Annotated in this window: 25 protein-coding genes; 9 read left to right on the top strand and 16 right to left on the bottom strand. The window is 68.9% G+C overall.

Translation table 11 applies throughout. The features are described 5' to 3' along the window. Positions 1-4 precede the first annotated feature (4 nt). From ACFWUU_RS15225 to ACFWUU_RS15215, 3 genes are read left to right on the top strand one after another with little or no spacing between them, the layout of a single operon-like run. The gene (locus ACFWUU_RS15225; RefSeq protein WP_380176037.1) at positions 5-1990 is read left to right on the top strand and encodes a multicopper oxidase domain-containing protein; all 1986 of its coding nucleotides are present in this window, start codon (positions 5-7) and stop codon (positions 1988-1990) included. 32 nt (positions 1991-2022) lie between these two features. Next, positions 2023-2985, top strand: coding sequence for a multicopper oxidase domain-containing protein (locus ACFWUU_RS15220; RefSeq protein ID WP_380176035.1), 963 nt, complete (start codon positions 2023-2025; stop codon positions 2983-2985). After that, a complete protein-coding gene (locus tag ACFWUU_RS15215) occupies positions 2982-3452 on the top strand; it encodes a hypothetical protein (RefSeq protein ID WP_380176033.1) in 471 nt (156 codons plus the stop codon). The genes ACFWUU_RS15220 and ACFWUU_RS15215 overlap by 4 nt, the downstream gene beginning before the upstream one ends. Before the next feature lie 3 nt (positions 3453-3455). Here ACFWUU_RS15215 and ACFWUU_RS15210 read toward each other — a convergent pair whose 3' ends face one another. The 5 genes from ACFWUU_RS15210 to ACFWUU_RS15190 all read right to left on the bottom strand — a co-directional run bounded on the left by ACFWUU_RS15210 (position 3456) and on the right by ACFWUU_RS15190 (position 9295). After that, positions 3456-4550 (bottom strand): sensor histidine kinase, encoded by a 1095-nt coding sequence (locus ACFWUU_RS15210; protein ID WP_380176031.1) that lies wholly within the window; start codon positions 4548-4550, stop codon positions 3456-3458. Further along, positions 4522-5196 (bottom strand): response regulator transcription factor, encoded by a 675-nt coding sequence (locus ACFWUU_RS15205; RefSeq protein ID WP_137255193.1) that lies wholly within the window; start codon positions 5194-5196, stop codon positions 4522-4524. Before ACFWUU_RS15205 ends, ACFWUU_RS15210 begins: the two co-directional genes overlap by 29 nt. Before the next feature lie 223 nt (positions 5197-5419). Then, positions 5420-6604, bottom strand: a complete 1185-nt coding sequence (locus ACFWUU_RS15200; protein WP_380176029.1) for an acetate/propionate family kinase — start codon at positions 6602-6604, stop codon at positions 5420-5422. Further along, complete coding sequence (pta, locus tag ACFWUU_RS15195; protein ID WP_380176027.1) at positions 6601-8676, bottom strand: phosphate acetyltransferase; 2076 nt, start codon at positions 8674-8676, stop codon at positions 6601-6603. The genes ACFWUU_RS15200 and pta overlap by 4 nt, the downstream gene beginning before the upstream one ends. Positions 8677-8689: 13 nt before the next feature. Beyond that, complete coding sequence (locus ACFWUU_RS15190) at positions 8690-9295, bottom strand: TetR/AcrR family transcriptional regulator (protein WP_380176025.1); 606 nt, start codon at positions 9293-9295, stop codon at positions 8690-8692. A gap of 90 nt (positions 9296-9385) precedes the next feature. Between ACFWUU_RS15190 and ACFWUU_RS15185 the strand changes: the two genes are divergently transcribed. Further along, on the top strand, positions 9386-10135 hold the full coding sequence (locus tag ACFWUU_RS15185; RefSeq protein ID WP_380176023.1) for an SDR family NAD(P)-dependent oxidoreductase: 750 nt from the start codon (positions 9386-9388) through the stop codon (positions 10133-10135). An 88-nt stretch (positions 10136-10223) separates the two neighbouring features. Here ACFWUU_RS15185 and ACFWUU_RS15180 read toward each other — a convergent pair whose 3' ends face one another. From ACFWUU_RS15180 to ACFWUU_RS15170, 3 genes are all read right to left on the bottom strand, one after another. Further along, the gene (locus ACFWUU_RS15180) at positions 10224-10616 is read right to left on the bottom strand and encodes a VOC family protein (RefSeq protein ID WP_380176021.1); all 393 of its coding nucleotides are present in this window, start codon (positions 10614-10616) and stop codon (positions 10224-10226) included. Positions 10617-10677: 61 nt separating this feature from the next. Then, positions 10678-11412 (bottom strand): helix-turn-helix transcriptional regulator, encoded by a 735-nt coding sequence (locus ACFWUU_RS15175; RefSeq protein ID WP_380176019.1) that lies wholly within the window; start codon positions 11410-11412, stop codon positions 10678-10680. Between the two features lie 38 nt (positions 11413-11450). Further along, positions 11451-12074 carry a VOC family protein gene (locus ACFWUU_RS15170; RefSeq protein WP_137255199.1) on the bottom strand — a complete coding sequence of 208 codons (624 nt, stop codon included), beginning with the start codon at positions 12072-12074 and terminating at the stop codon, positions 11451-11453. Positions 12075-12197: 123 nt separating this feature from the next. Here ACFWUU_RS15170 and ACFWUU_RS15165 point away from each other — a divergent pair, with 123 nt between their 5' ends. After that, the gene (locus ACFWUU_RS15165) at positions 12198-13913 is read left to right on the top strand and encodes a cation:proton antiporter (RefSeq protein ID WP_380176017.1); all 1716 of its coding nucleotides are present in this window, start codon (positions 12198-12200) and stop codon (positions 13911-13913) included. A gap of 3 nt (positions 13914-13916) precedes the next feature. On the opposite strand, the gene ACFWUU_RS15160 is transcribed toward ACFWUU_RS15165, so the two are convergent. From ACFWUU_RS15160 to ACFWUU_RS15140, 5 genes are all read right to left on the bottom strand, one after another. Next, positions 13917-14486 carry a GNAT family N-acetyltransferase gene (locus ACFWUU_RS15160; RefSeq protein WP_380176015.1) on the bottom strand — a complete coding sequence of 190 codons (570 nt, stop codon included), beginning with the start codon at positions 14484-14486 and terminating at the stop codon, positions 13917-13919. After that, complete coding sequence (locus ACFWUU_RS15155; protein ID WP_380176012.1) at positions 14483-16081, bottom strand: RecQ family ATP-dependent DNA helicase; 1599 nt, start codon at positions 16079-16081, stop codon at positions 14483-14485. Before ACFWUU_RS15155 ends, ACFWUU_RS15160 begins: the two co-directional genes overlap by 4 nt. A gap of 7 nt (positions 16082-16088) precedes the next feature. Continuing rightward, positions 16089-16736, bottom strand: a complete 648-nt coding sequence (locus tag ACFWUU_RS15150; protein WP_380176009.1) for a DNA-3-methyladenine glycosylase family protein — start codon at positions 16734-16736, stop codon at positions 16089-16091. A gap of 21 nt (positions 16737-16757) precedes the next feature. Beyond that, positions 16758-17333: a dihydrofolate reductase family protein gene (locus ACFWUU_RS15145; RefSeq protein WP_137255204.1), complete on the bottom strand. Its 576-nt coding sequence runs from the start codon at positions 17331-17333 to the stop codon at positions 16758-16760. Positions 17334-17399: 66 nt separating this feature from the next. Next, the gene (locus ACFWUU_RS15140; protein WP_380176007.1) at positions 17400-18125 is read right to left on the bottom strand and encodes a class I SAM-dependent methyltransferase; all 726 of its coding nucleotides are present in this window, start codon (positions 18123-18125) and stop codon (positions 17400-17402) included. 50 nt (positions 18126-18175) lie between these two features. Between ACFWUU_RS15140 and ACFWUU_RS15135 the strand changes: the two genes are divergently transcribed. Then, on the top strand, positions 18176-18718 hold the full coding sequence (locus tag ACFWUU_RS15135) for an HD domain-containing protein (RefSeq protein ID WP_380176005.1): 543 nt from the start codon (positions 18176-18178) through the stop codon (positions 18716-18718). Here the strand turns inward: ACFWUU_RS15135 and ACFWUU_RS15130 are convergent. Beyond that, on the bottom strand, positions 18715-19362 hold the full coding sequence (locus ACFWUU_RS15130; protein WP_380176003.1) for a VOC family protein: 648 nt from the start codon (positions 19360-19362) through the stop codon (positions 18715-18717). The genes ACFWUU_RS15135 and ACFWUU_RS15130 overlap by 4 nt on opposite strands. An 83-nt stretch (positions 19363-19445) precedes the next feature. On the opposite strand from ACFWUU_RS15130, the gene ACFWUU_RS15125 reads away from it, so the two are divergent. Continuing rightward, positions 19446-20381: a helix-turn-helix domain-containing protein gene (locus ACFWUU_RS15125; RefSeq protein ID WP_380176001.1), complete on the top strand. Its 936-nt coding sequence runs from the start codon at positions 19446-19448 to the stop codon at positions 20379-20381. On the opposite strand, the gene ACFWUU_RS15120 is transcribed toward ACFWUU_RS15125, so the two are convergent. Continuing rightward, positions 20378-21079, bottom strand: coding sequence for a GAF and ANTAR domain-containing protein (locus ACFWUU_RS15120; RefSeq protein WP_137255209.1), 702 nt, complete (start codon positions 21077-21079; stop codon positions 20378-20380). The two genes, ACFWUU_RS15125 and ACFWUU_RS15120, sit on opposite strands and share 4 nt — an antisense overlap. Positions 21080-21258: 179 nt before the next feature. Here ACFWUU_RS15120 and ACFWUU_RS15115 point away from each other — a divergent pair, with 179 nt between their 5' ends. After that, positions 21259-21915 carry a transglycosylase SLT domain-containing protein gene (locus ACFWUU_RS15115; protein ID WP_380175999.1) on the top strand — a complete coding sequence of 219 codons (657 nt, stop codon included), beginning with the start codon at positions 21259-21261 and terminating at the stop codon, positions 21913-21915. An 11-nt stretch (positions 21916-21926) separates the two neighbouring features. Continuing rightward, entirely contained in the window at positions 21927-22541 is a 615-nt protein-coding gene (locus ACFWUU_RS15110; protein ID WP_380175997.1) for a DUF1684 domain-containing protein, read from the top strand. Position 22542: 1 nt separating this feature from the next. On the opposite strand, the gene ACFWUU_RS15105 is transcribed toward ACFWUU_RS15110, so the two are convergent. Next, positions 22543-24711 (bottom strand): DEAD/DEAH box helicase, encoded by a 2169-nt coding sequence (locus tag ACFWUU_RS15105; RefSeq protein WP_380175995.1) that lies wholly within the window; start codon positions 24709-24711, stop codon positions 22543-22545. Between the last annotated feature and the right edge of the window lie 140 nt (positions 24712-24851).

Here is a 24851-nt window from a genome sequence, read left to right as displayed (position 1 = left end):
GACGATGACAAGCAACAGCTCGCGGATCCGCCGGTCGCTGGCCGGACTGGTGCTGGCCGCCGGTCTCCTCGTTCCGGTCGCCTCGCCCAGCGCCGACGCGCGGTCCGAGGCCGTCCCACCGATCGGCATGATCTGTACGGCGGGTACGTCGGCCGGCTCGACCCGGACGTTCGACCTGGTGGCGTCCGCGGGCACGATCGACACGCCGGACGGCAACAGCGTCTTCATGTGGAGCTACTCGCCGGCCGGCGGGCATTTCCAGAGTCCCGGCCCGGTGCTGTGTGCGAACCAGGGCGAGTCCGTGGTCGTGCACCTGCAGAACAACTTGCCTGAGGCAACATCTATCGTCTTCCCCGGTCAGGACGCGACGGTCGCGGCGACCGGTGGCGCACCCGGCCTGCTGACCACCGAGGCCGCCGCCGGGGGCAGCGTCACCTACTCGTTCACGGCCGGTCAGCCCGGCACCTACCTGTACGAGAGCGGGACGGACATCGCCAAGCAGATCGAGATGGGCCTCGCCGGTGCCCTGGTGGTCCGGCCGACGCTCGGCGCAGACTTCGCGTACGCCGACGCGAATACCCGGTTCGCGCCTGCCCGGGAGTACCTGCTGCTGCTCAGCGACATCGACTCCGACCTCCACCACGCCGTCGAGACCGGTGCGCCGTACGACCTGAACGCGCTGCGGAACCGGTACTTCTCCATCAACGGACGGGAGTTCCCGGACACGATCCAGGACAACGGCTCGGCCCTGCTGCCGAACCAGCCGTACGGCGGCCTGGTCCGCCTGCAGCCGAACTCGCCGACCGACAACCGGCCGGCGCTGATCCGGATGATCAACGTCGGCGCGGTGAACCACCCGTTCCACCCGCACGGCAACCACACCACGGAGATCGCGCAGGACGGCCGGTTGATCGCGTCCACCGAGCACTTCGGCGAGACGATCGGCTCCGGGCAGACCGAGGACTTCCTGCTTCGCTGGGACGACACGGACAACTGGAACCCCACCACGAACCCGCTGCCGGTGGCGCAGCCGAACTACCGCAACCTGTTCTTCAAGGACGGCAACACCTGGTACAGCGGGTCGCCGTACCTGGGTTACAAGGGCACGCTGCCGGTCGGCACGACCTCACAGAACGCCTGCGGCGAGTGGTACTTCCCGCTGCACAGCCACGCGCTGAACGAGTTCACCAACTACGACCAAGGCTTCGGCGGCATGGGCACGCTGCTCCGCGTCGACCCGGCAGGCGGTTGCTTCGGCTCCGCCACCTCGACCTCGATCCTCGGCGGCACGCTGAAGTCCGGCTCGGTCACCGCGCTCGGCCAGGCCGACGGCACGTACTACCAGGTCAACCCGAAGACCACCACGCGCCCGACCGCGACCACCGCCGCACAGACGTCAATCACAGTCGCCTCGGCCGCCGGATTCCCCATCACCGGCTCGTACTTCGTTCGCATCGACAACGAGGTCCTGCAGGTGACCGGCGGCCAGGGCACTACCACCTGGACGGTCTCCCGCGGCCAACTCGGGACAGCGGCCGCCAGCCACGTTAGTGGTTCGGTCGTCACGGGACTGGCGACGGACTGGTACGGCTCGTTCGGCGGCGTTCCTGCCGGCAGCTCGAACCTCAAGGTCGTCTACCAGGGCCGCAACTGCACCGGCACGACCGGGACCACCTGTGCGGCACTGACCACGAACCTGCCGCAGCAGACCGTCAAGATCTGCAACTGGACCGTGCCCGCCGGCTGCAGTACGGCGACATCTGCCGGCTGGACCACCTTGCCGGCCCCACCGACCCAGCCGCAGAACGTCGGCTCCACCGACATCAGCTCCAGCTGGACATTGCCCGGTCCGGCGAGCGCGTACGTCGGCACCGGCTCGTACGCCGGACAGGTCCGGATACTCGTCCACACCCAACGGTGGACAGCCTCCGCGCCGGCGGCGTTCTCGACCTGGGGCGACCTGATGAAGATCGTGTACGACGCGCCATGACCGAGTCGATCGAGTCGCAGAGGAGACCTGTGATGCGTACATCCGTTCACCGCGGGACGCGGGTCCTGCTGGTGCTCGCGCTGGCAGTGTTCGGCCTGACCTGCGTGGTCAGCTCCGCCACCGCGGCCACGGTATCGATCGAGCTGTGCGCCGTACCGGGGACCGCGCCGCTGCCGGGCGGTGGCCTGGTGCCGATCTGGGGGTTCGGCAAGCCGACGACGCCCGGCGATTGCGCCACGGCGAGCGTGGGTCTGCCTGGTCCACAGCTCGAGGCGGTGCAGGGGGACCTGGTCACGATCACCGTACGGAACGCCTTGCCTGCCGCGCATGTGGTGTCGTTCGAGATTCCCGGAGTGGCATTCGATCCCGGGCCGACCGACGCCGCACCGGGTGCGGCCGTATCCCGGTCGTTCACGGCACAGGCAGGCACCTACCTGTACCAGAGTGGCGGCGACGCCGGGCGCCAGGAAGCGATGGGACTGTCCGGCGCCCTGCTGGTGCGCTCACTCACCCCAAACCAGGCGTACGCGTCCGCGACCACGGCGTACGACATTGAATCAGTGCTGGTGCTGACAGCGGTGGACCCGGCGTTCAACGCCGCGCCGGAGACATACGACGTGCACAGCTACAAGGCGACGTACTGGCTGATCAATGGGAAATCGTACCCGGACGTGCCGGCGATCACTACGGCCGCGGGGCAACGGGTGCTGCTGCGGTACCTCAATGCCGGCTACGACAACACCTCGCTGACGTTGCTCGGCACGCACCAACAGGTCGTCGCTCGTGATGCCCGGCTGCTGACCAACCCGTTCAGCGCGAGCACGGAGACGATTCCGGCGGGTGCGACCGAGGACACGATCGTCGTCGTACCCGCGGGTGCACCGCCGAGCACACACGGGTTCCCGCTGTTCAACCGCCAACTCCACCTGACCAGCGGACCGCAGACCGGCACCTCGCCGATCGGCAACGGCATGCTGGTCTTCATCCAGCCATGAAGCTCAGGATTCTGGGCATCCTCACCGGGATGGCTCTGGTCGCTGCCGCATTGACGGCTTGGATCCTGATTCGTCAGGACCCGACCGCGGCTGCTCCGGCACCGGTCGCGCAGATCGCCTGGGGTCGAACGACGGTCGACGCCGACGGCCTCGCCGGGCGCAGCGGCGTACGCATCACCCAAGTCGCAGTCACCGGGGGAGGAGGTCTGCTCGACCTGCGGTTCCAGGTGCTCGATCCCAACCGGGCGAACAGCCTGCACGACGCCTCGACGCCGCCGGCCGTCATCGATGAGACTAGTGGACTCGTCGTTCGCGACCTGCTGATGAGCCATGCGCACACGGGCAAGTTCACCACCGGCGAGACGTACTACCTGGTCTTCGAGAATCCGGGCAACTGGATCCGGCGCGGGTCGAAGGTCACTGTGCTCCTGGGACAGGCACAGGTCGAGCACGTCGTCGTCCGCTGACGATCAGCTGCTCCGGGGAATCGTCAGCACGAACCGAGCGCCGCCCTCATCGCTGTGGGCCGCGACCAGCGTGCCGCCATGCGCCTCGGCAACGGCACGCGCCATCGACAGCCCGAGACCGCTGCCCATCGGTCCGTGCTCTGGCCGCCGGTGCCAGAACCGGTCGAACACGAACGGCAGGTCGTCGGGCTCGATCCCCGGCCCCGAGTCGTCGACGATGATCGCGATCCGGCCGGGCGACGCCGTACAGCCGATCCTTATCGTGTCGCCAGACGAGGTGAAGTGCACCGCGTTCTCGACCAGGGCGTCGAGCGCGAGCTCCATCCAGTCGTGGTCGATCCGCGCGCGGCCGGCCGGCCCGCAACCGATAAGCCAGACCCGATCGGTGTTCGCGGTCCAGTTGCGGCCGATCTCGGCGACCAGCGCGGCAACGTCGGTCGGCCGCCGGTCCAGCGCCTCACCCGCATCCAGCCGGGCCAGCGCGAGCAACCGGTCGGACAACGCGGACATCCGATCGAGCTGCCGCAACGCAACCTCGACGTGCGGGTGTACGGCGTGCAGCGCCGTCGCGTCACCTGCCAACTCGAGATGGCCACGTGCGATCGTGATCGGTGTGCGGATCGCATGTGAGGTGTCCCGGAAGAACCCGCGCTCACGCTCCAGGCTGGCGCGGCGCTCATCGGCCATCCGTTCGACCTGCTGCTGCGCGGCGGCCCGGCGGCGGGCGTGCCACATCATCGCGACGAACAGCGCGGGCATCAACGGCACCTCGGCGAGCTCGGCGTTGTCGATGACGCCGTCGACGACGCGGCCGAGCAGGACCGCACCGGTCGCACCGGTGACGGCCAGGGCCACGAGCAGCGTCGGCAGCAGCGGCCAGACCCGGAAGCCGTAGACGATGGTGAGGCTGAGGAACAGGAAGTGGTACGGAATCGTCTCCTCGCCGGGCAGTCGAATCATCAGCCCGAGCATCGCCAGCATGAACGCCGCGAGCAGGCTGTCGATGACCAGGCCCCGGTTCAGGCCCAGGCGGCGGACAGCCGGCTCGGTCCGGACGCCGGTCGCGCTCTCACGCGGTTTGTAGCTGATAACCGACATTGCGCACCGTCCGGATGACGTCGTTGCGGAGCTTGGACCGGAGTCGGCCGATACACACGTCGACGAGGTTGGTGCTCGGATCGAAGTCGTAACCCCACACCTCGGACAGGAGCTCCTGGCGGGAACAGACGGTGTCGGGGTTGCGCATCAGGTGCTGCAGCAACAGGAACTCGCGCTGCGGCAGCTCCGCGGTCCGTTCACCCACCTGGAGCCGGCGCGTCCGGGTGTCGAGGACGATCTCGCCGACCCGCAGTACCTCGGGCAGCCAGGCCGCGCCGGCCGGCGCGGGCGCCAGCAGCCGCGAGCGCACCCGGGCCAGCAGCTCCCGGACCACGAACGGCTTCGCCAGGAAGTCGACCGCGCCCTGCTCGAGGCAGGCGACCCGCACCTGCCGGTCCTCGGTCGCGGACAGCACCAGGATCCGGGTGGACCGGTCGTGCGTCAGCAGTGCGGTCAGCACCGCCTGGCCGTCCAGACCCGGCATCAACAGATCCAGGATCACCAGATCGGGCTTGGTGGTCAGGGCGAGCCGGAGTCCCTCGGTCCCGTCCGTGGCCGTGATCACGTGGAAGCCTTCGGCCTCCAGCGCGCTGCGGACGAAGCCGAGCAGGTCGGGTTCGTCGTCGACAACGAGAATCCTGGTCATCGAACCCCCTTCAGGCCTTGACGGCCTACCCCCGGGGCACGGGTGTCCGGCTGCTGCACCCCACAGCCTCCGGACCGGGACCCCACCGGCGCGCACCCCAACGACATTGTCGGACGACCGGGTGTCCGGCGGAAGAGGTGAGCGCTCTCCGCGGAACCCTCCCAGAGCGCTGATCAGATGACAGTCCTGTCATGTTCGCGGCATGCACGCCGAATGGCTCTGCCTAGCCGCGGACGACTTCCAGTGCCTCGCGGGCGATCTGCCATTCCTCGTTGGTGGGGATGACGAGGACGGCGACCGGGCTGTCGTCGGTGGAGGCGAAGGTTTCGGAGCCGGCGTTGCGGTCGGGGTCGAGGTGGATGCCGAGGGAGTCCAGGCCGTGGAGGGCGGCGGCGCGTACTTCGGCGGAGTGCTGGCCGACGCCAGCGGTGAAGACGATCGCGTCGACGGTTCCGAGGACGGCGTAGTACGCGCCGATGTACTTCTTGATCCGCTGGCAGTAGATGTCGAACGCCAGCTGCGCCCGCTCGTCGCCGGCCGCGCGCCGTCGCGAAACCTCGCGGAAGTCGTTGGCGCCGGTGATGCCCTTCAGGCCCGACTCCGAGTTCAACGTGCGGTCGGTCTCCTCGGCGGATCGTCCCGCGACCCGGGCGAGGAGCCCGTGGATGGCCGGATCGAGGTCGCCCGAGCGGGTTCCCATCACGAGACCTTCCAGTGGCGTGAGGCCCATCGACGTGTCGACCGACTCCCCGCCGCGGATCGCTGCGGCCGAGCAGCCGTTGCCCAGGTGCAGCACGATCATGTTCACCTCGCTCGGCGAGCGACCGAGCAGCCGGGCGGCCTCGGCCGAGACGAACGAGTGCGACGTACCGTGAAACCCGTACCGGCGGACGCCGTACTTCTCCTGCCATTCGTAAGGCACCGCGTAGGTGTAGGCGTACGGCGGCAGCGTCTGGTGGAACGCGGTGTCGAACACGGCGACATGCGGCAGATCCGGCAGCAGCCGCCGCGCCACCTCGATGCCCTCCAGGTTGGCCGGGTTGTGCAGCGGAGCGAGCGGCACCAGCTCCGTCACGGCCGCGATCAGCTCATCGTCAACCAGCGCCGGCGCCGCGAACCGATCGCCGCCGTGCACGACCCGATGCCCGACGGCGACGATGTCCACGTCGGCAAGCGCGGGCCCTTGCGTCTCAAATGCGTGTACGGCGGCCTCGAGCGCGGCCTCGTGGTTGGCGATCGGTTGATCGTCGTTCCAGTCGCCCTTCGGCCCGTGGTGCACGTGATGGCTCGTGTCCTCGCCGATCTGTTCGACGAGTCCGGTCGCCGCGGCCTCACCCGACGCGGCGTCGACGAGGCTGTACTTGAGCGAGGACGATCCCGCGTTGATGACCAACACATGCTCCGTCATCGCGCGCCGCCCTGCTGAGCCTGGATCGCGGTGATCGCGACCGTGTTGATGATGTCCCGCACCGTTGCCCCTCGCGACAGGTCGTTGACCGGTTTGCGCAGGCCCTGCAGGACCGGGCCGACCGCGACCGCGTTGGCCGAGCGCTGCACCGCTTTGTACGTGTTGTTGCCGGTGTTGAGGTCCGGGAAGATGAAGACCGTCGCGCGGCCGGCGACGGGGGAGTCCGGCAGCTTGGTCCGGGCCACGGCGCTGTCGATCGCGGCGTCGTACTGGATCGGTCCCTCGACCGGCAGTTGCGGCATCCGTTCGCGGACGAGGTTGGTTGCCTTTGACACCTTTTCGACGTCGGTCCCGGTGCCGGAGCTGCCGGTGGAATACGACAGCATGGCGACCCGCGCGTCGACCCCGAACGCGACGGCGGTCTCGGCGGACGAGATCGCGATGTCCGCGAGCTGCTCGGCGTTCGGATCCGGGTTCACCGCGCAGTCGCCGTACACGAGGACGCGGTCCTGCAGACACATGAAGAAGACCGACGAGACGACGGACATGTCCGGCACGGTCTTGACCACCTCGAGTGCCGGCCGGATCGTGTGTGCGGTGGTGTGGACGGCGCCCGACACCATCCCGTCCGCGAGGCCGAGCTGGACCATCATCGTGCCGAAGTACGAGACGTCCCGGACCAGTTCGCGGGCACGGTCGAGGTCGACGCCGCGATGCTGCCGCAGCCGGTGGTACTCCGCCGCGAACCGCTCGGTCAGGTCGCTGTGCTCCGGATGTACGACGGTCGCCGCGGACACGTCCACGCCGAGGGACGCGGCCTTCGCGCTGATCGTGGTCGGATCGCCGAGCAGGGTGAGGTCCGCGACCCCGCGTCGGAGGAGTACGTCGGCGGCTCGGAGGATCCGCTCCTCCTCGCCCTCCGGCAGCACGATGTGCCGACGGTCGGACACAGCCCGGTCGACCAGTTGGTGCTCGAACATCAGCGGCGTCACCGCACTGCTCCGTGCGAGGGCGAGCTGGTCGAGCAGCGCCGGCCCGTCGACGTACTGATCGAAGAGAGCCAGTGCTGTTTCGATCTTGCGCGGCGCGTCCTTGGTGAGGCGGCCGCGGACCGCGGTGAGCTTGGTCGAGACAGCCTGCGTACCGAGGTCGGTCTCGATGATCGGCAGGGTGACGCCGAGTCCCTCGATCAGTCGTTGCACCTGCGGCGGCAGCTCGAACCCGCCGTTGAGCACGATCGTCGAGATCTGCGGGAAGTTGCGGGACGCGTGCGCATTCAGTACGCCGAGAACCACCTCCGGCCGGTCGCCCGCCGTCACGACCGCGGCTCCTTCGAACAGCCGGTCCAGCACGTTCGGCATGGTCATGCCGGCGATCATCAGGCCGGTGACCTCGCGGTTCAGCAGTTGCGGGTCACCGCTCACCAGCCGGCCGTCGATCGGGGCCAGCAGGTCCGCGACCAACGGCTGGTTGAGCAGTGGCTCCTCCGGGATTGCGAACGCCGGAGCGCCGATGCCATCCAGCGCGGCGACGAGCGGTGCGCCGTCGCTGACCCGGTTGACGATCACGGCGAACAGCGAGCCGTGGTTGGCGGCGAGTTCGGCGGCGGCCAGGTCGGCGATCGCCCGTACGTCGTGCGGCGTACGGGCAAAGCCGTTCAGTACCAGCAGGACCGGCGCGCCGAGGTTGGCGGCGATCTTGGCGTTGAACGAGAACTCGGTCGGCGTGCCGACGTCCGTGTAGTCGCTGCCGACGACAACGACCGCATCGGCGTGCTCGGCGACCGCGTGGTACCGCTGCACGATCGTGTCCAGCGCGGCGTCCGGGTCGTTGTGCACCTCGTCGTACCTCACGCCGACGCCTTCCTCGTACGAGTGAGTGACCGCATCCTGCGAGATCAGCAGATCGAGCACGTAGTCCCGACCGCCGTGGGTCGCGGTGTCCGCACGAACGATCGGCCGGAACACCGCCACCCGCCCGACCCGCCGCGACAACTGATGAAGAACCCCGAGAGCGACTGTCGACTTCCCAGTAGTCCCCTCAACCGAGGCGACGTACACGCTGCTACCCATGGGGTGAACCCTACTAACGCGTCAATGCGTGCAGGTGCTCGATCATTGTGTCGACGGCGATCCGCAGCGGCGCGGGATCACGGCGTACCTGGCTGAGGAGCAGACCACCCTGTACGGCGGCGAGCATCGCGACGGCGAGGTCGGCCGGGTCCGCGGCTGCGGCCAGTTCCCCGCGCTCCTGCATCTGGACCAGGCCGTCGCGGATCAGCCCCTCCCACTGCTCGAAGGCGCCGGCGAGTTGAACCCGCGCGACCGGGTCGCTCTCGGACAGATCGCTGGCCAGCGAGCCGAGCGGGCAGCCGCCGGCGCACTGCATCTCGGTCAGGATGCCGACCATCAGATCCCGCCATTTCGTCAACGAGTCGATGGTGTCGAGGCTGCCCAGACCGGTGTGCTGGATCTCGAGCACCTGGGCGGTCTGCTGATCGATGACCGCCGACACCAGCGCGTCCTTGCCCGGGAAGTAGTGGTAAAGCTGCGACGGGCTCACGCCGGCGGCCGCCTGGATGTCCTCGATCGTGGTGCGGGCGACTCCCTGCTCGATCATCAACCGTGCCGCCGCCGCGACGATCCGGTCCCGGGTCGCCTGGCCCTTCCTGGTCAGTCGCTGAGTGGTCACGCCTCCACCGTAGCGATTTTGGAGTTGATACTCCAATTTCTTCGGCGAACTATTGGAGCAATCACTCCAACAAGTGGATGGGAAATCGATATGACGCAGGACTTCGCCGGCCGGACCGCTCTGGTGACCGGCGGCAACAGCGGGATCGGGCGGGCCGTGGCCGAGCAGCTCGCGCGGCGTGGCGCGCACGTCGTGATCAGCGGCCGGGACGCTGCGCGCGGGAACAAGGCGGTCGAGGAGATCCGGGCCGACGGCGGTACAGCGGACTTCGTGCAGGCCGAGCTGGGTGATCTGGAGGAGGTGCGCGCGCTGGCCAAGCAGGCGATCGAGCTCGGTGGCGGGCAGGTCGACGTACTCGTCAACAACGCGGGGATCTTCCCGTTCGGGCCGACGGCCGAGGTGGCCGGCAGTGACTTCGACGCGGTGTTCGCCGTGAACGTGCGGGCGCCGTTCTACCTCGTCGCCGAGCTGGCTCCGCTGATGGCGGCCCGCGGATCAGGCGCGATCGTCAACGTGACGACGATGGTCGCGTACTTCGGCATGAGTGGCATGGCGGCGTACGGGTCGAGCAAGGCAGCGGTCGAGCTGCTGACCAGGTCCTGGGCGGCCGAGTTCGGGCCGGCCGGGGTGCGGGTGAACGCGGTCAGCCCGGGGCCGACGCGGACCGAGGGTACGGCGGTGATGGGCGAAGGACTGGACGGCCTGGCCGGGACGACACCGCTGCAACGGGTCGGCCGCCCGGAAGAAGTTGCCGCCGGCATCGTCTTCCTTGCCTCCGACGAGGCCTCCCTGATCCACGGCGCCACCCTCCCGATCGACGGCGGCCGCCTGGCCGTCTGACACGCGTCACGATCGTCCCCTCGGGAGTTACGCCGTACGGGTAAGAGCCCTTGACCGCCCGCGACCGCCGGACCTGGCTTCTTTCGAGTTAACCAGCGGCCGGCGGGGTGAAGATGCCGAACTGGTTGCCGGACGGGTCGCGGAGGTAGGCGAAGGGTGGGGTGCCGGGGCCGGGGTCCACGTTCTTGTTGATCACCGTGCCGCCCAGTTTCTCGGCCTCGGCACAGGTCGCCTCGAGGTCGTTGACGAGGATGTAGAAGACAGCGTGGTTGGGCAGCTCGCCGTTCGTGCCGAAGATGCCGCCCATCGGCTGCTGCCCGCCGGAGGCGGTGATGTTGCGGTAGTCCAGGCCGCCCGAGGTGAGGCTGCCGGACGACTCGAACGTCCAGTCGAACAGGCTGCCGTAGAACTTCTGTGCACCCTCCGGATCGTCGCTCGCGACCTCGAACCAGGCCAGCGTGCCGGCGGCGGGAATCGTCATGGGATCTCTCCTTCATCGAATGAATCGGTAGAACCCACGGTTTCAGCGGTTGGCGACAGCCCTATGTCGGTGTTGGAAAAAGTTCCTCGGGACGCAGTGCGGCAGCCGGCAGCTTGGTCTCGAAGCCGTCGACGTGTACGTCGCCGGTCGCGGCCGGCCGGTGCGGCGCCGTCGGGGTGCGCTCGGCCTTCGTGATGCGGTCCATCCGGAAGACCCGCTCCTCCTGACGCAGCTGGCACCAGGCCGTCAGGTACGAGCCGTTCGGCCCGACGACGACGTGTTGCGGCTCGACCTCCCGGACGGTTTCGACGCCGTCGCCATTGGTGTAGAAGATCCGCAGTACATGGTTGTCGCGTACGCCGCGCCAGATCTGCTCGGCGACTTCGCCGTCCGGATCGGCCGTCGGCCGGACCAGCAACCGGACCTTCGCGGCCGCCGTCCGCGCCTCGTCGAGGGCCTGCTTCGGCATCGCGGCGACGATCTTCTGCAATGCGGTACGGGAGTCGCGGGAGAACAGCACGTGCTCGCTGCCGCTCAATGCGACCGCGACCGCCATCGCCTCGCGCGCGGTGAAGTTCAGCGGCGGCAGACTCATCGACCGGTCCACGCTGTAGCCGCCCGTGCGGCCCTGTTTCGTTGCCAGTGGCACCCCGGCCTGACCGAGCGCACTCAGATCGCGCTCGATCGTCCTGACACTGACCTCGAAACGGGCCGCCAACTGTCGCGCCGTACGTCCCCTCGGCCCTGCTGCCCGTAGTTCCTCGGCGAGGGCGTACAGCCGATCGATCCGGTTCATACGGGCAGGCTAGGTGTCTCCATGGACAGTTTCTGCGACTACTGCGGAAGCTCGGTCCCGGTGCGCTCGGCGACCATGTAGGCGGCGTACCAGGCCGGCCAGTTCGCGTCCGCCTCGCCGGTGCGCGCCTCGTGCTCACCGTGGGCCGCGGCCGCGCGCTTCAGCGCCTCCTCGAGGTCCTCGACCGACTTGTACGTCGAGTCGGTGACCCGCCCGGGCAGCCGCGTCGTGACCTCCTGCAGCAGCCAGGTGTTGCCGTCGGGGTCGCTGAACGTCGCGAACGAGCTGTAGCTGGACCGGTCGTCCGCCGTACCGTCCACGCGCCCGCTGGTGTCGCCGGCCTCGAACTGTGCGCCCGGCGCGGTCGGGTGGAAGACCTCGGTCACCTTCGCGCCGTGCGCGAGCAGCTCGGACCGGGCCGCCTCGACATCGGTGACGACCAGGTACAGCCCCTGCGCGCTGCCAGGCGTGGCCGACGTGATGTTCGTGCCGAACTGGACCGAGGCAAGGGAACCCGGCGGCGTGAACTGTACGACGCGGAACCCGTTGTCGAACGCGAAGTCCGCATCCAGCCGCCAGCCGAGCCCGTTGTAGAACTCCTTCGCCCGGTCGGCGTCTGCCACCGGAATGACGACCGCTTCGAACTTCAGGTCGGTGCTCATAACTTCCTCCAGGGATCAATTCGTTCTGTCGATGACCAATCTGCCGCCTGGAAGCGGCAATGACACCAGTGGGAGTCCCTGGTCCTCCCACTGGGCGCGATGAAAACGCTTTAAGGTCGTCGGGTGGATCATCAGTTCGTTCTGATTGCCGGTGTTGGGCTTGCGATCATGATTGCGGCGTCGGTGTTTGCGCGGCGGACGGGTGTCGCGGCGCCGCTGTTGCTGGTCGCGTTGGGGATCGGGGCGAGCTACCTGCCGGGTACGCCGGTGATCCACATCGAGCCGGAGATCATCCTCGCGGGCGTGCTGCCGCCGCTGCTGTACGCGTCGGCGGTCCAGTTGCCGGTTCTCGACGTACGGCGGAACTTCGGGCTGATCTCGTGGTTGTCGGTCGTGATGGTGATCGTGTCGGCGCTGGTGATCGGGGCGCTCGTGCACGCGCTGTTCCCGAGCATCTCGTTCGCGCTGGCGACCGCGCTCGGCGCCGTGGTGAGCCCGACCGACGCAGTCGCGGCAACCGCGATCGGCCACCGGGTCGGGCTGCCGCCACGGCTGATGACCGTGCTGGAGGGGGAGAGCCTCGTCAACGACGCGTCGGCGCTCGTCGTGCTGCGTACGGCGGTCGCCGCGCTCGCCGTCACCACCCACTTCAGCCTCGGCGACACCGTCCTCGACTTCGCCTGGGCCGTCGTCGGCGCGATCCTGATCGGGCTGGTCGTCGGCGTACTCACGGCGCGGCTCCGGCACCGCCTCGACGATCCGGTGCTGAACACCACGATCTCGTTCGCCGTACCGTTCCTCGCCTACTTCCCGGCCGAGGAGCTGCACGCGTCCGGCGTACTCGCGGTCGTCATCGCAGGCCTGCTCACCGGCGCACTCGGCAGCCGGAAGTTCAGCGCCCGCGACCGGCAGACCCAGGCCACCACCTGGACGACGATCAGCTTCATCCTGGAGAGCGGCGTCTTCCTCGCGATGGGCTACGAGCTGCCGCAGCTCGTCGACGACGCCCGCGCCGAGACGACCGCCGGCGAGATCGCGGGGCTCGTCCTGCTGGTGGTCGGCCTGCTGGTCGTACTGCGGTTCATCGGGCTCGCCTGGCCGGCGCTGATCGGGCGGATCGGCTCGAGTGAGCGCAGTGACCAGCTCCGGGCCAGGCTGAGCCAGATGGAGGAACATCTCGACTCGATGGAGCCGTCGGGGGAGCGCGAGGAGACCCGTCTCGCCTGGGCTCGGAAGCGGCTCGCGCGCAGTCAGGCGGACGTGGACTTCGAGGAGCGGGAGCCGATCACCGGCCGCGGTCTCGTGGTGCTGGCCTGGGCCGGGATGCGTGGTGTCGTCACGGTTGCGGCCGCCCAGACCATCCCGGCCGGTACGCCGCACCGCGCGACCGTCGTACTCGCCGCGTTCGTCGTCGCGCTGATCACGCTCGTGCTGTTCGGACTCTCGCTGCCCGCGGTGATCGCGCGGATGCGGTTCAGTTCGGAGAGCGCCGAGGACAAGCGCGACTCGGTCCAGGCGCTGATGCGCCAGATCGGCGAGGCGGCGATCGACGCCGTCGGCCCGCTCGATCAGCAGACCGTCGACGGCGAGGCACTCGATCCGGTCGTGGCCAGCACGCTGAAGGACCGGATCGTGCCCCGCCTGGTCTCCGGCAGCCGGCAACTCCTGGAAACCAAGCCGGACCACCGCGACCAGATGACGATCATCCAGAACCGCTACCTGGACGCGATGCGCGAAGCTCTCGGGACCGAGCGCAGCATCGGCGTCTACAGCTCCGACACCTACCGCGAGGTCGAAGGCTTCCTCGACGCCGTCGAACAGCGCTTCAGCTCGGCCTAGCGCTCAGCGGAGGTCGAGGCGCATCAGGATGCGGGGGTGGCCTGCCAAGGTCGAGGTGGTGTCGGCGGACTTGGTGAAGCCGGCCTGTTCGAAGTTCTTGCGGAGGCCGGCGTACGCCATCGTCAGGTCGACCTTGGTGTCGCCGCTGTCGAGGGGATAGGCCTCGACGACCGGGGCGTCGTTCGTACGGGCGAAGTCGACGGCGCCGGCGATCAGTGCGTGGGAGATGCCCTGACCGCGATGCCCGGGGCGAACCCGGATGCACCACAGGGACCACACCGGGAGATCGTCGACGTGCGGGATCTTCCGGTTGCGGGCGAAGCTCGTCGCTGCGCGCGGGGCGATCGCGGCCCAGCCGACGGGCGTGTCCCCGTCGTACGCGAGGACTCCGGGCGCGGGCTTCTCCTTGCAGAGCGTCTCGACGTACTCGCTGCGCTCCGGGCCGCGGAGGCTGTTGTTCAGCTTGGACGGGATGCGGTAGCTCAGGCAGAAGCAGACCGTGGAGGTGGGTTTCTTGGGCCCGATGACAGAGCGGACGTCCTCGAAGACAGTGGCCGGACGTACGTCGATCACTCGGCCTCCAGCAGCTGGTTGTGGATCATGAACGCAGTACGGAGTTCCTTGTAGCCGACGCGATCGAACAGGACGGTCATCGTCGTACCGTCGTAGTGCTCGACCAGTCCGCCGCCGAACGTCCGGTGCTTGACCCGGCTGCCGATCGGGAACGGCTCCTCCTCCGGTGGCGCCGCCGTACGGCCGGCCAGATCGTTGTCGCAGTTGCCGCACGGCCCCTCGTAGTGCTCGCCGAAGTAGCTCAGCAACCACTCGCGCCGGCACCCGCCGTACTCCGCGTACGTCGACATCATCTCGACCCGCGACCGAGCGACCTCACGCCGATCGTGCTCGACGGCCGACGCAGCAGCGACGGCCTTGTCGACGTCGACCCGCCGAGCCAGGTGGAACTGGTGGCCGATGGCAACGACCCGCGCGTCGGTCAGCCGGCCGAGGGCGCGCTCGACGCGCGCCGCGCTCAGGTTGGTCGCAGCGGTCAGGTCGGCGATGGTGGCCGGCCGGTGCTCGGCGATGGCGCTCGCGACGGCGAGGAGATCCTCGTCGGTGACACCGCCGGAGGCGAAGAAGCGGTTCAGGCCGAGGTCGGCGTGCCGGAAGAACAGCTCGATATCGGCCGGTTCGCCGTCGCGACCTGCGCGGCCGATCTCCTGGTAGTACGCGTCGATCGAGCCCGGCACCTCGGCATGACTGACCCAGCGGATGTCGGGCTTGTCGATCCCCATCCCGAACGCGATCGTCGCCACGACCACCCGGCAGTCGCCGGCCAGGAACGTGTCCTGGACCTCGCGGCGCTGCTTGGCCGACAGCCCGGCGTGGTAGGCCTGCGCGGATACGCCGGCGGTGTTGAGGTCCGACGCCAGATCCTCGGCGTGCCGGTGCGTGGCGACGTACACGATGCCCGGGCCGCGGGACGATCGGACGTGGCTGAGCAGCCGGCGGTTCTTGGTGTCGTCGTCGGCGAAGGGAAACACAGCGAGGTTGAGATTCGGCCGGTCGAAACCGCCGACGACAACAGCGGGGTCGTCCATCTCGAGCCGGTGCACGATCTGCTTGCGCACCGGCGGAGCAGCCGTCGCGGTCAGCGCGAGCACCGGCGGCCGGCCCATCGCCTGGATCGCCGTGGCCAGCCGGAGGTAATCGGGCCGGAAGTCCTCGCCCCACTCACTGACCAGATGTGCCTCGTCCACCGCAAGCAACCGCGGCCTGGACTTCGCCAACAGCTCGAGTACGTCGGCATGCGTCAACTGCTCGGGCGACATCAGCACGAACCCCGGCCGCCCGTCCATCAGCAGCTCACGAGCCGCCCGCCCGCCGGCCCGATCGGACGCATTCAGCTCGGCAACCTCCACACCGGCAGGATGCTTCGCCAACGCCCGCAGCTGATCCCGCTGCAATGCCACCAGCGGACTGACCACCACGGTCACCCCACCGAGAGCGAGGCCCGCGAGCTGATAGATCGCCGTCTTCCCGGTCCCGGTTGCGAGCACGGCCAACGTGTCCCGCCCGTCCAGCACCGCCCGGACGGCATCCTCCTGCCCCGGCCGCAGCGACTCGTACCCCAGCCACTCGCGAGCGAGCGCGACGATGTCCCTCACGGACACATCATGCCTCGCCCCGCTGGACCGCCCGCCAGCGCCAGAGGTACAGCCCCGCCAGCGTCCGCTGCGGCCGCCACACCTCGCCCAGCTTCTCGACGTCGGCCGGCTTCGGGATCTCGGGCAGCCCGTACGCCGTTTCGACGGTCCGCCGGATCTCGAGATCCCCGACCGCGAGCACGTCCGGCCGGAGCAGGTGGAAGATCAGGAAGATCTCCGCCGTCCACCGTCCGATCCCTTTGATCGCGGTCAGCTGGGCGACCACCTCGTCGTCCGGCAGATCCGGCAGCCGCTCCAGCTCGAGTTCACCCGAGATCACGTGCTCGGCCAGCGACCGAAGCGAAGCGGTCTTCGCGTGCGACAACCCCACCGCGGTCCGCAGCGCGTCAGGTTCGTCCGCGAGCAGCTCCTCCGGCGCCGGCGCGTGTCCGCCGTACCGCTCGACGATCCGTCCGTAGATGGCCCGAGCGGAGATGTTCGAGATGTTCTGCCCGACGATGGCCCGCACCAGCACGCCGTAATGCTCGGAGGGCAGATCGGGCACACCGGTATCCCGGCTCTCCGACAACGGCACGCCAACAGCCTGAACCACGTCGTCGATCACACCGGCGAGCACCGAATCAGCCCGCCGCAGGTAGTCCTCAGGCGTCCCCATGACGGAACCGTAGTACAGCGGTCAGTTGTTGACGTCGTATACGAGTTTCTGGATGCCGTTGGGGTAGGAGGCGCTGTCCTTGAGGGTCAGGGCCAGTTTGTCGCGGTCGGTGTCGCTGAACAGGCGCTTGCCGGCGCCGAGGAGGACCGGGAAGACGAGGAGGTTGTAGCGGTCTATGAGGCCGGCGTCGGAGAGGTTGCGGTTGAGGGTGGCGCTGCCGTGGACGATGATCGGGCCGCCCTCGGTCTCCTTCAGCGCGGCGACGTCGTCGAGTGACCGCAGGATCGTGGTCTCGCCCCAGTTCGTCACCAGGTCGCTGTCCTGCAGCGTGGACGACACGACGTACTTCGGCATCGCGTTGTAGCCGGCGAATTCCTCGACCATCCCCGGCCAGACCGGCGAGAACGCCTGGTAGCTGACCCGGCCGACCATCAGCGCGGTCGCCTCGGTCTGCTCGGTGCCCTTGAGCTCGTAGGCCGCTTCGTCGAACGGGATGCCCTTGAAGGTCCAGCCCGAGTTCCGGTAGCCCGGCTCGCCGCCCGGACCCTCGATGACACCATCGAGAGAGACGAACGCGGTGGTGATGAGGGTACGCATCTGATGCTCCTTGATCGGTTGGTTATGCCTCTGCGTCGAGCCGGGCAGCCGCGATGCGACACCTCATTATGTGACCCCCGTCACAATCCAGGCGGAGGACTCGAAGTGCACACCCGAGCCGGTCTGATGTGCGGCGAGCATCTCGCGAAGGGCGGTCTGGGCCCTCTCAGCGGCGGCCGCGTCGAGCTCCGCGAGGAGCGCTTGAGGCTCGCGAAGCCTGAGGACGTTGTCGTACGCCGTCTCCACGTCGGGACCGTAGTAGAGCAACTCATGCACAGCCGTGAACGTCGGATCAGCGAACCCTGCAGACGTCAGGATGTCCCGCGTCACGTCCTCCGAGCCGAGCGCGAACGCCGACTCGTCGCGGTACGCCCCGCCGATCACCTCCGGAATCACCCGCGCCCACTCGTTCTCCGCCCGCGGCTGCCAGACCAGCACCACCAGCCGACCGCCCGGCCGGAGCGCCCGCCGCAGGTTGGTGAACGCGCCGACCAGATCCTCGAAGAACATCACCCCGAACCGGCTGATGCACAGGTCGAACGACGGCTCGAAGGCGTACGTCGCGGCGTCGGCCAGCAGGTAGTCCACGTTCGGAAGCGGCTGCCGTCGGGCGTGCTCAAGCATCCGCTCGGAAACGTCGACACCGAGCACGTGCGCAGCATCAGCCGCCGCATCGCGCGTCGTCTGGCCGCCGCCACACCCGACGTCGAGCACCCGATCCCCGTCGCGGACGCCGCACGCCGCGCGGAACCGCGGGCGATAGAACCGCATCTCCGCGTCGTAGTCGAACATTGCCCAAGGCTAAGGGCGGACGTTCACCTGGCCTGCCTAGTCTGCCCGGCATGTCGATCAGAACCGTCGATGACCTGATGAACCTGCTCGCGGACTGCGAGGACGCGTGGGACATGCCCGACCGCAGCGGTGATCCGGTCGACATCCTCGACCACGACCGCCAGTGCGCCGAGTTGTTGCGCCGCGACTTCCCCGACGACGAGGAGCTCCAGGTCGCCGGGCTCGTGCACGACATCGGGCACCTGCTCCGGCCGGGTGACGATGCGGGTCATGGCCGGCACGGCGCGGACGCCGTACGAGATCTGCTGGGGGAGCGGGTCGCTCGGCTCGTCGAGCTCCATGTGGTCGCCAAGCGGTATCTGGTGGCGACGGACGCTGTGCATGCGGGGCAGCTGTCGGCATCGAGTCGCCGCACCCTCATCGCCCAGGGCGGAGCGATGTCGGAAGACGAGGTCCAGGTGTTCCGCGGCGATCCCGAGTTCGCCGCGGCAGTCGCGTTGCGACGGGCGGACGATGCCGGGAAGGTCGTCGGACTCGACGTCGGGCCGCTCGAGTCGTGGCGGCCGGTCGTCGAGCGGGTCGCGCGCGGTTAGGCGGCGGGCAGGAACACCACGCGGTTGCCGTCCGGGTCCTGGGTGTCGGCGCCGGGCTCCGCGGCGGTGAGGCCGAGGTGGTCGATCGAGGACGCGGCCTGCGGTACGAGCTTGACGGCGTCCGCGCCGATCCGGAACGTGTCGTCGGCGACGCGTTCCATGCCCAGATGCGTGCCGTAGAACTCGATCGCCGCGTCGAGATCCGGCGCGGCCAAGGCGACGTACGACAGACCGTGCACCGGCCCGGCCGTGATCGGCGGGACGCGGAACTCCTCCGAGCGCTGCAACAGCTCGACCCGCACGCCGTTCGGATCGGACAGGAACGCCAGCCGGCCCTGACCGCTGCCGGCGACCCGCGGCGACGAGATCTCGCCGTACCCGAGCGCCATCAGCCGGGCGTAGTCGCCGTCGAGGTCGTCGGTCATGAAGCCGACATGATTCAGCCCGTACGTCGCCTGCGGGTCTGACGCCTCGTGGTGGAGCAGCTCGACCAGACCCGTGGCGACCTGGAGATGCACGCGATGAACACGCGAACTGGTCATGAACAACCGATCGACCACCTCCGCACCGAGGCCGTCGTAGAACGACAGGCTCGCATCGAGATCCCGCACCCGGCCGCCGACGTGGTTCAGCTCGTAGATCACCCGAACACCCTAGCAAGCGCTTTCCGCTGATGCGTGGGCACGGGCGTGTGGTGAAGTGCCAGGACGGCATGCACTATGGGCCGATGGAATCGATGCTGTTCGAGAGCCGGGACCTCGCCAGGACGGAGGAGTTCCTCAACCGCGCCTACACGAAGATGCAGATCGGTGGCCGCGCGACGGACGTCCGGACCCGGATCTCCCGGGCGGCCGCGGACTCGATCAGCATCGACCGGATCGAGATCGGCTTCGAGATGAGCTACGACGCCGATCCGCTCGGGAAGATCTGTCTGTGCGAGGTGACCTCGGGCAGTATCACCGACCACGCCACGGACGGCTGGGAGGACGAGTTCCGGCCGGGTGACCTAGTCTCGTTCGCGCCCGCGGACCGCCCGTTCGCCGGGACGATCCGCCGGTCGACGTACACGATCACGATGTTCGATCCGGTGCTGCTGGCCCAGGTCACCGGAGCCGGCCGGAAGGACGACGCGACGGTCCGGCTGCTCTCGCACCGGCCGCATTCGCGCGCTGCGGCGTATCAGCTGTCCAAGACGATCGCGTACGTCGACCACGTGCTGCCGAACCCCGCCGTACGGACTTCGCCGCTGGTGCTCGCGTCCCTCTCGCAGTTGCTCGCCTCGAGCGTTCTCGCCGCGTTCCCGAACAGCGCGACGACCGACGGTGACGGTCCCGACGCCCGTCCGCCCACGGTCCGGCGGGCGATGGCATTCATGGAGTCGAATCTCGACCAGCCCATCACGATCGCCGACATCGCAGCCGCGGCCGGGGTGACCGTCCGGGCGGTGCAGACGGCCTTCCAGCGCCACCTCGGTACGACGCCGCTCGCCCAGCTGCGCCTCCTCCGGCTGGCCGAGGTGCATTCGGAGCTGCAGGCCGCCGACCCGACCAGACACACCGTCGCCGAGATCGCCGCGCGGTGGGGATTCCATCATCACGGCCGGATGGCAGCGGCGTACCTCGAGCTGTACGGCGAGCTGCCGAGCACCACGCTGGCGCGCTAGGGGAGCTTGCGGGTGTTGATGAGCTGTTCGGCGACGTCCCGCAGCTTGGTGTTCGTGTCCTGCGAGTAGCGCTTCAGTACGGCGAACGCCCGGTCGGCGTCGATGTCGAAGCGTTCCATCAGGATCCCCATCGCCTGACCGACGAGCTTCCGCGCATCGATCGCCTGCGCCATCGAGGCCTCGTGGCGGGCCGACGCGAGCGCCACCGACGCGTGCCGGGCCAGAATGTGCGCGACCGCCTCGTCATCAGCCGCGAACGCGTCCGGATCCGGGCTGTACAGGCCCATCACACCGACGCTGGGACTCCGTACGTGGCCGGTGGCCAGCGGTACGTCGAGAACGCTGCGGACCCCGAGCGTTGCGACCTTCGCCGCCCACTCCGGCCAGCGCTGATCGGTGGTCGTGTCGCGGATCAGTACCGGTTGACGCTCCCGCATCGCTGTCACCAGAGGTCCGCTCTGATTGCCGATCTGGAGCTCGTAGACCTCGGCGACGACCGGGTCGGTCACCGCCGCGATCTCCGGGCGTGAACCGCGTACGGACAGGGCGATGCCGGCGTACGTGCAGTTGAGAGCCTGCAGGGCGAACTGGACGACCGCGTCGACGGTCTCCTCGACCCCCGGAGCGTCGTGCAACTCGACGGCGAGACGGGCGAACGCCGTGGCAGCACTGTCTTTGCTCGGATCGAGCATCGTCATTCTGGTGACTCCCTGGTGCAACGGGCACGGGGTTCCGGGTGGTCCCCCTCCGGACCACCCGGCAGCCGTGCTCACATGATGCGGCGCGAAGGCGGGATTCGGCGCGTCTCCCAGCGCAGTTGTTGCAAAAGTTGCGTTGCGCGGACGGACCGGTTTCGTCGTACGGATAAGTTGGTCAGGTGCAGGTGGCGAAGCGCTGGTCATGGGTGGCGGTCGGGGTCCTCCTGGTCGGGGTGTGGGCCGCCTGCTCGGACAAGGACGCCAAGCCCACGTCGGCGCCGAAGACCCAACCGACAGTCACCAAGCCGAAGCCCGCGCCCACCCCGACGAGCACCAAGCCGTGGTACGACGACTACGACCCGGCCCGGTTCGCTCCCGAGGTACGCCGCTACGCCAAGCAAGCGGGGATCAACCCACAGTTGCTGATGGCAATCTTGTACAACGAGGACTACAAGCCGCACGACCCGAAGTTCGAACGGGAGTGGGCCGAGGTCGACTCCGATCCGGCGTTCGGGATCGCGAACATGCACCGGCCGGCGTTCGACGAGACCAAACGCGGCCGCGACTTCGCCAGGCGGAAGTGGGAGGAGCTGCCGGACAACCCCGCGCTCGCGATCGAGGCCGCCGCCTGGCACCTGCACGACCTCGCGAAACGACTGCCCAGCAAGCGCGCGGACCTGTACACCAAGGACGAATTGCTTGCCCTCGGCTACAACGCCGGCGGCGGCAACATGCGGATCTTCGCCCGCGGCCGCAAGGCCGGCTCGCAGGCGCAGTCGTACCTGGACCGCCTGCACAGCAACTGGGCCAAGTCCGCCGAAGCCCTCAAGAGCTAACGGGAGACATTGTGGAATTCGCATCGCCAGCACTGGCTGTCGCCGACTGGCGCCGGCGCGTGTTCGCGCTCTACCAATCCGTCCGCGCCGAATCCGATCCGGCGGCGGGGCACTCGCTGTGGAAGGCCGGGCGCGACGACCTGCTCAGGCATCATCCCGCCTCGCCGGTGCCGGTCGACGAACGGGCGGCGTACGGCGGTGCTCGGATCGGGGAGTACCGGCCGGAGTTGCGCTTCGACGCGGTGATCGACACCGACGTGAAACCGGATCGGTGGGAGTTCGAGTCGGCCACCGACGGCGTGATCCCGTTCTCGCTGATCGGCGTACTGCACCTGCCGGCCGTCGGGGACCTCGACGTGTGGTGGCTGGAGTCGTACGGCGGTGGCATCTTCGTCCCGCTGAAGGACGCGCTGGCCGGCAGATCGACGTACGGCGGCGGCCGCTACCTGATCGACACCGTCAAGGGTGCGGACCTCGGCAGCGACCTGCCGGCGGGCAGGCTCGTCGTCGATCTGAACTTCGCCTACAACCCGTCGTGCGCCTACAGCCCGGAATGGACCTGCCCGCTCGCACCGGCAACCAACAAGGTGGATGTCGAGTTGCCGGTGGGCGAGCTGTCAGGCTAGATCAGGCAGCAGCTTCCAAGGCCTGCGTGAGGAGGGCGGCCAGGGCCTCGAGCTGGAAGTCGGCCGAGGCGCCAACCTCCTCGTCGGAGCCGTCCAGGGCCTTGGCCGCGAGGCCGGCCTTGGCGTCGATGAGGTCGGCGATGCGGGTGTCGATCGTCTGCGCGGCGATGATCCGCCACGCGGTGACCGGCTCGTCCTGACCGATCCGGTGCACGCGGTCGATCGCCTGCGTCTGCTCGGCGTTCGTCCACGAGAGCTCGGCGAGCACGACGTTCGAGGCGACCTGCAGGTTCAGGCCGACACCTGCGGTCAGCAGCGAGCAGACCGCGATCGAGACGTCGGGATCGTTGACGAAGGCATCGATGTTCTTCTGCCGGGTCCGCGCCGTCTGGTCGCCGCGGATCGACGAGAACTGGATGCCGCGCTCGGCGAACAGCTCCTCGGCGGCGTCCATCACCTCGATGTGCCGGGCGAAGAACACCACCTTGCCGACGTTCTGCGCCAGCTGGGCCGCGTAGTCCGCAGCCAGGCCGGCCTTGGCCTGACCGATCCGGCGGAACAGGCTGAACACGTTCTCGCCGGTCTTCTTCGTCGCCATCTCGGCCCGCTCCCAGCCGGCCACCTGGCGGACCAGGTCGTGGTCGATACCGTCCACGACGATGCCGGAGCGGCGGGTCTCGAGCGCGGTGTTGTACCGCGCGACGAGGCGGTCGGCGAGCTCGCGCTCGGCGGCCCGGATCGAGCGGCCGACGGCGCCGTCCAGCTCGACCGGCAGGTCGGCGATCCGGCGGGCCGGGATGTCCGCGGCCACGTCGACCTTGCGGCGCCGGACGATGCCCATGTCGATGACGCTCGCCCGCGCGGCGGCGGAGAAGCCCGGGTCGGCCGGGGTCAGGTCGGTGTCGTCGAGCTTCTCCATCAGCTCGGCGCGGGGCGCCTTCTCGTCGACCCAGCCGAGGTACTCCCAGATCGCGGTGAAGTCCTCGATCGAGTTGATCAGCGGCGTCCCGGTCAGCGCCATCAGCAGCGGACGGACCGTGCGGTTGCGGATCCGGTTCGACAGGTCGAGCACGTTGCGTGACCGCTGGGACTTCTTGTTCTTGATGAAGTGCGCCTCGTCGACCACCATGCCGCGGAAACCGAGGTCGCCGAGCCAGCCGACGTGCCGGTCGAGGACCTCGTAGTTGACCACGACGATGTCGGCGAAGCCGTCGATCGTGTCGCCGTCACCGTGGATGACGGTCGGCGTACGGCGGGGGGTCCACAGGTTGGCCTCGCGCGCCCAGTTCGTCTTGACGACGTTCGGTACGACGGCGAGCAGCGGATAGGCCTCCGCCGCCTGGGCGGCGAGCAGGGCCTGGGCGGTCTTGCCGAGGCCGGGCTCGTCGGCGAGGAGGAAGGTCCGGTGCCCGGCGGCCGCGGCCGCGATCACGCCGGCCTGGTGCGGCATCAGCTCGAGACCGCGCAGGCGCAGCGAGTCGATCCCGCCGGCCAGCTGAAGGGAGGTCGGGTCGGGCAGCTTCATGCTCGCGGAGGCGCCGGCGTGCTCGAACGACCTCAGCAGCGGCCCGATCAGCTCCCAGCCGGCCAGGCGGCTGGCATGGACCGGGCGGGGCGGGGCGCTGGAGAAGTCCGGAGCGAGGAACGGGTTGGCGAGCTGCCGGGACACGACGGCCTGCGGCACCACGCGCCGGGTCTGGGTGTCCGGGGGAGCGACCGGCTGGACCGGCTCGGGCTCCTCGGGCAGCTCCATACCGGCGTCCTCGAGCATCTGCCGCTTGAGGGCGGCCGCGGCTTCGGAGATGACCGCGTCCTCGGCGAGCAGGCCGAGCAGGGTCGGGTCCAGCGCGGCGGTCTTCGCCAGGATCGTGGCGATGCCGTCGAGCCGCCGGAGCTGCTCGGTGCGGTACGCCTCGGTGGCCGACTCCGCGCCGTTCACCCGGGCCCGCTCCTCGCGGACCAGCAGCGCGACGACCTGGAACTTCGTCCGGGTCGACGGTTTGCTCGCGCCGCGGGTGACGGCACCCTCGACCTCGCGCACGGCCTGTGCGAGGACCTGGATCAGACCGTCTGACTCACCGTCGCGGACACGACGCCGTCGACGGGGAGCGGAACGGGTAGCGCCGGGCTGGCGCTGACCTCGTCGGGCCAACTGTTCCTCCTGTGTCATGCCACGACGGAGCCGTGGCGGAACGCCAGACCGCACAAGGACCGAACCGCCGACGAGACGCCACGCTGTGACATGCAGTGGGCCGTCCAGAGGGTCCCCCAGGAACACGGCTCAGAATTCACCGCTCCTGATTGCGCGAT

Source organism: Kribbella sp. NPDC058693 (assembly GCF_042715335.1).
GTDB classification, from domain to species: Bacteria; Actinomycetota; Actinomycetes; order Propionibacteriales; family Kribbellaceae; genus Kribbella; species Kribbella jiaozuonensis.
The sequence above is the reverse complement of the archived record's forward strand: the minus strand, read 5'-3'. Positions and strand labels throughout refer to the sequence as shown.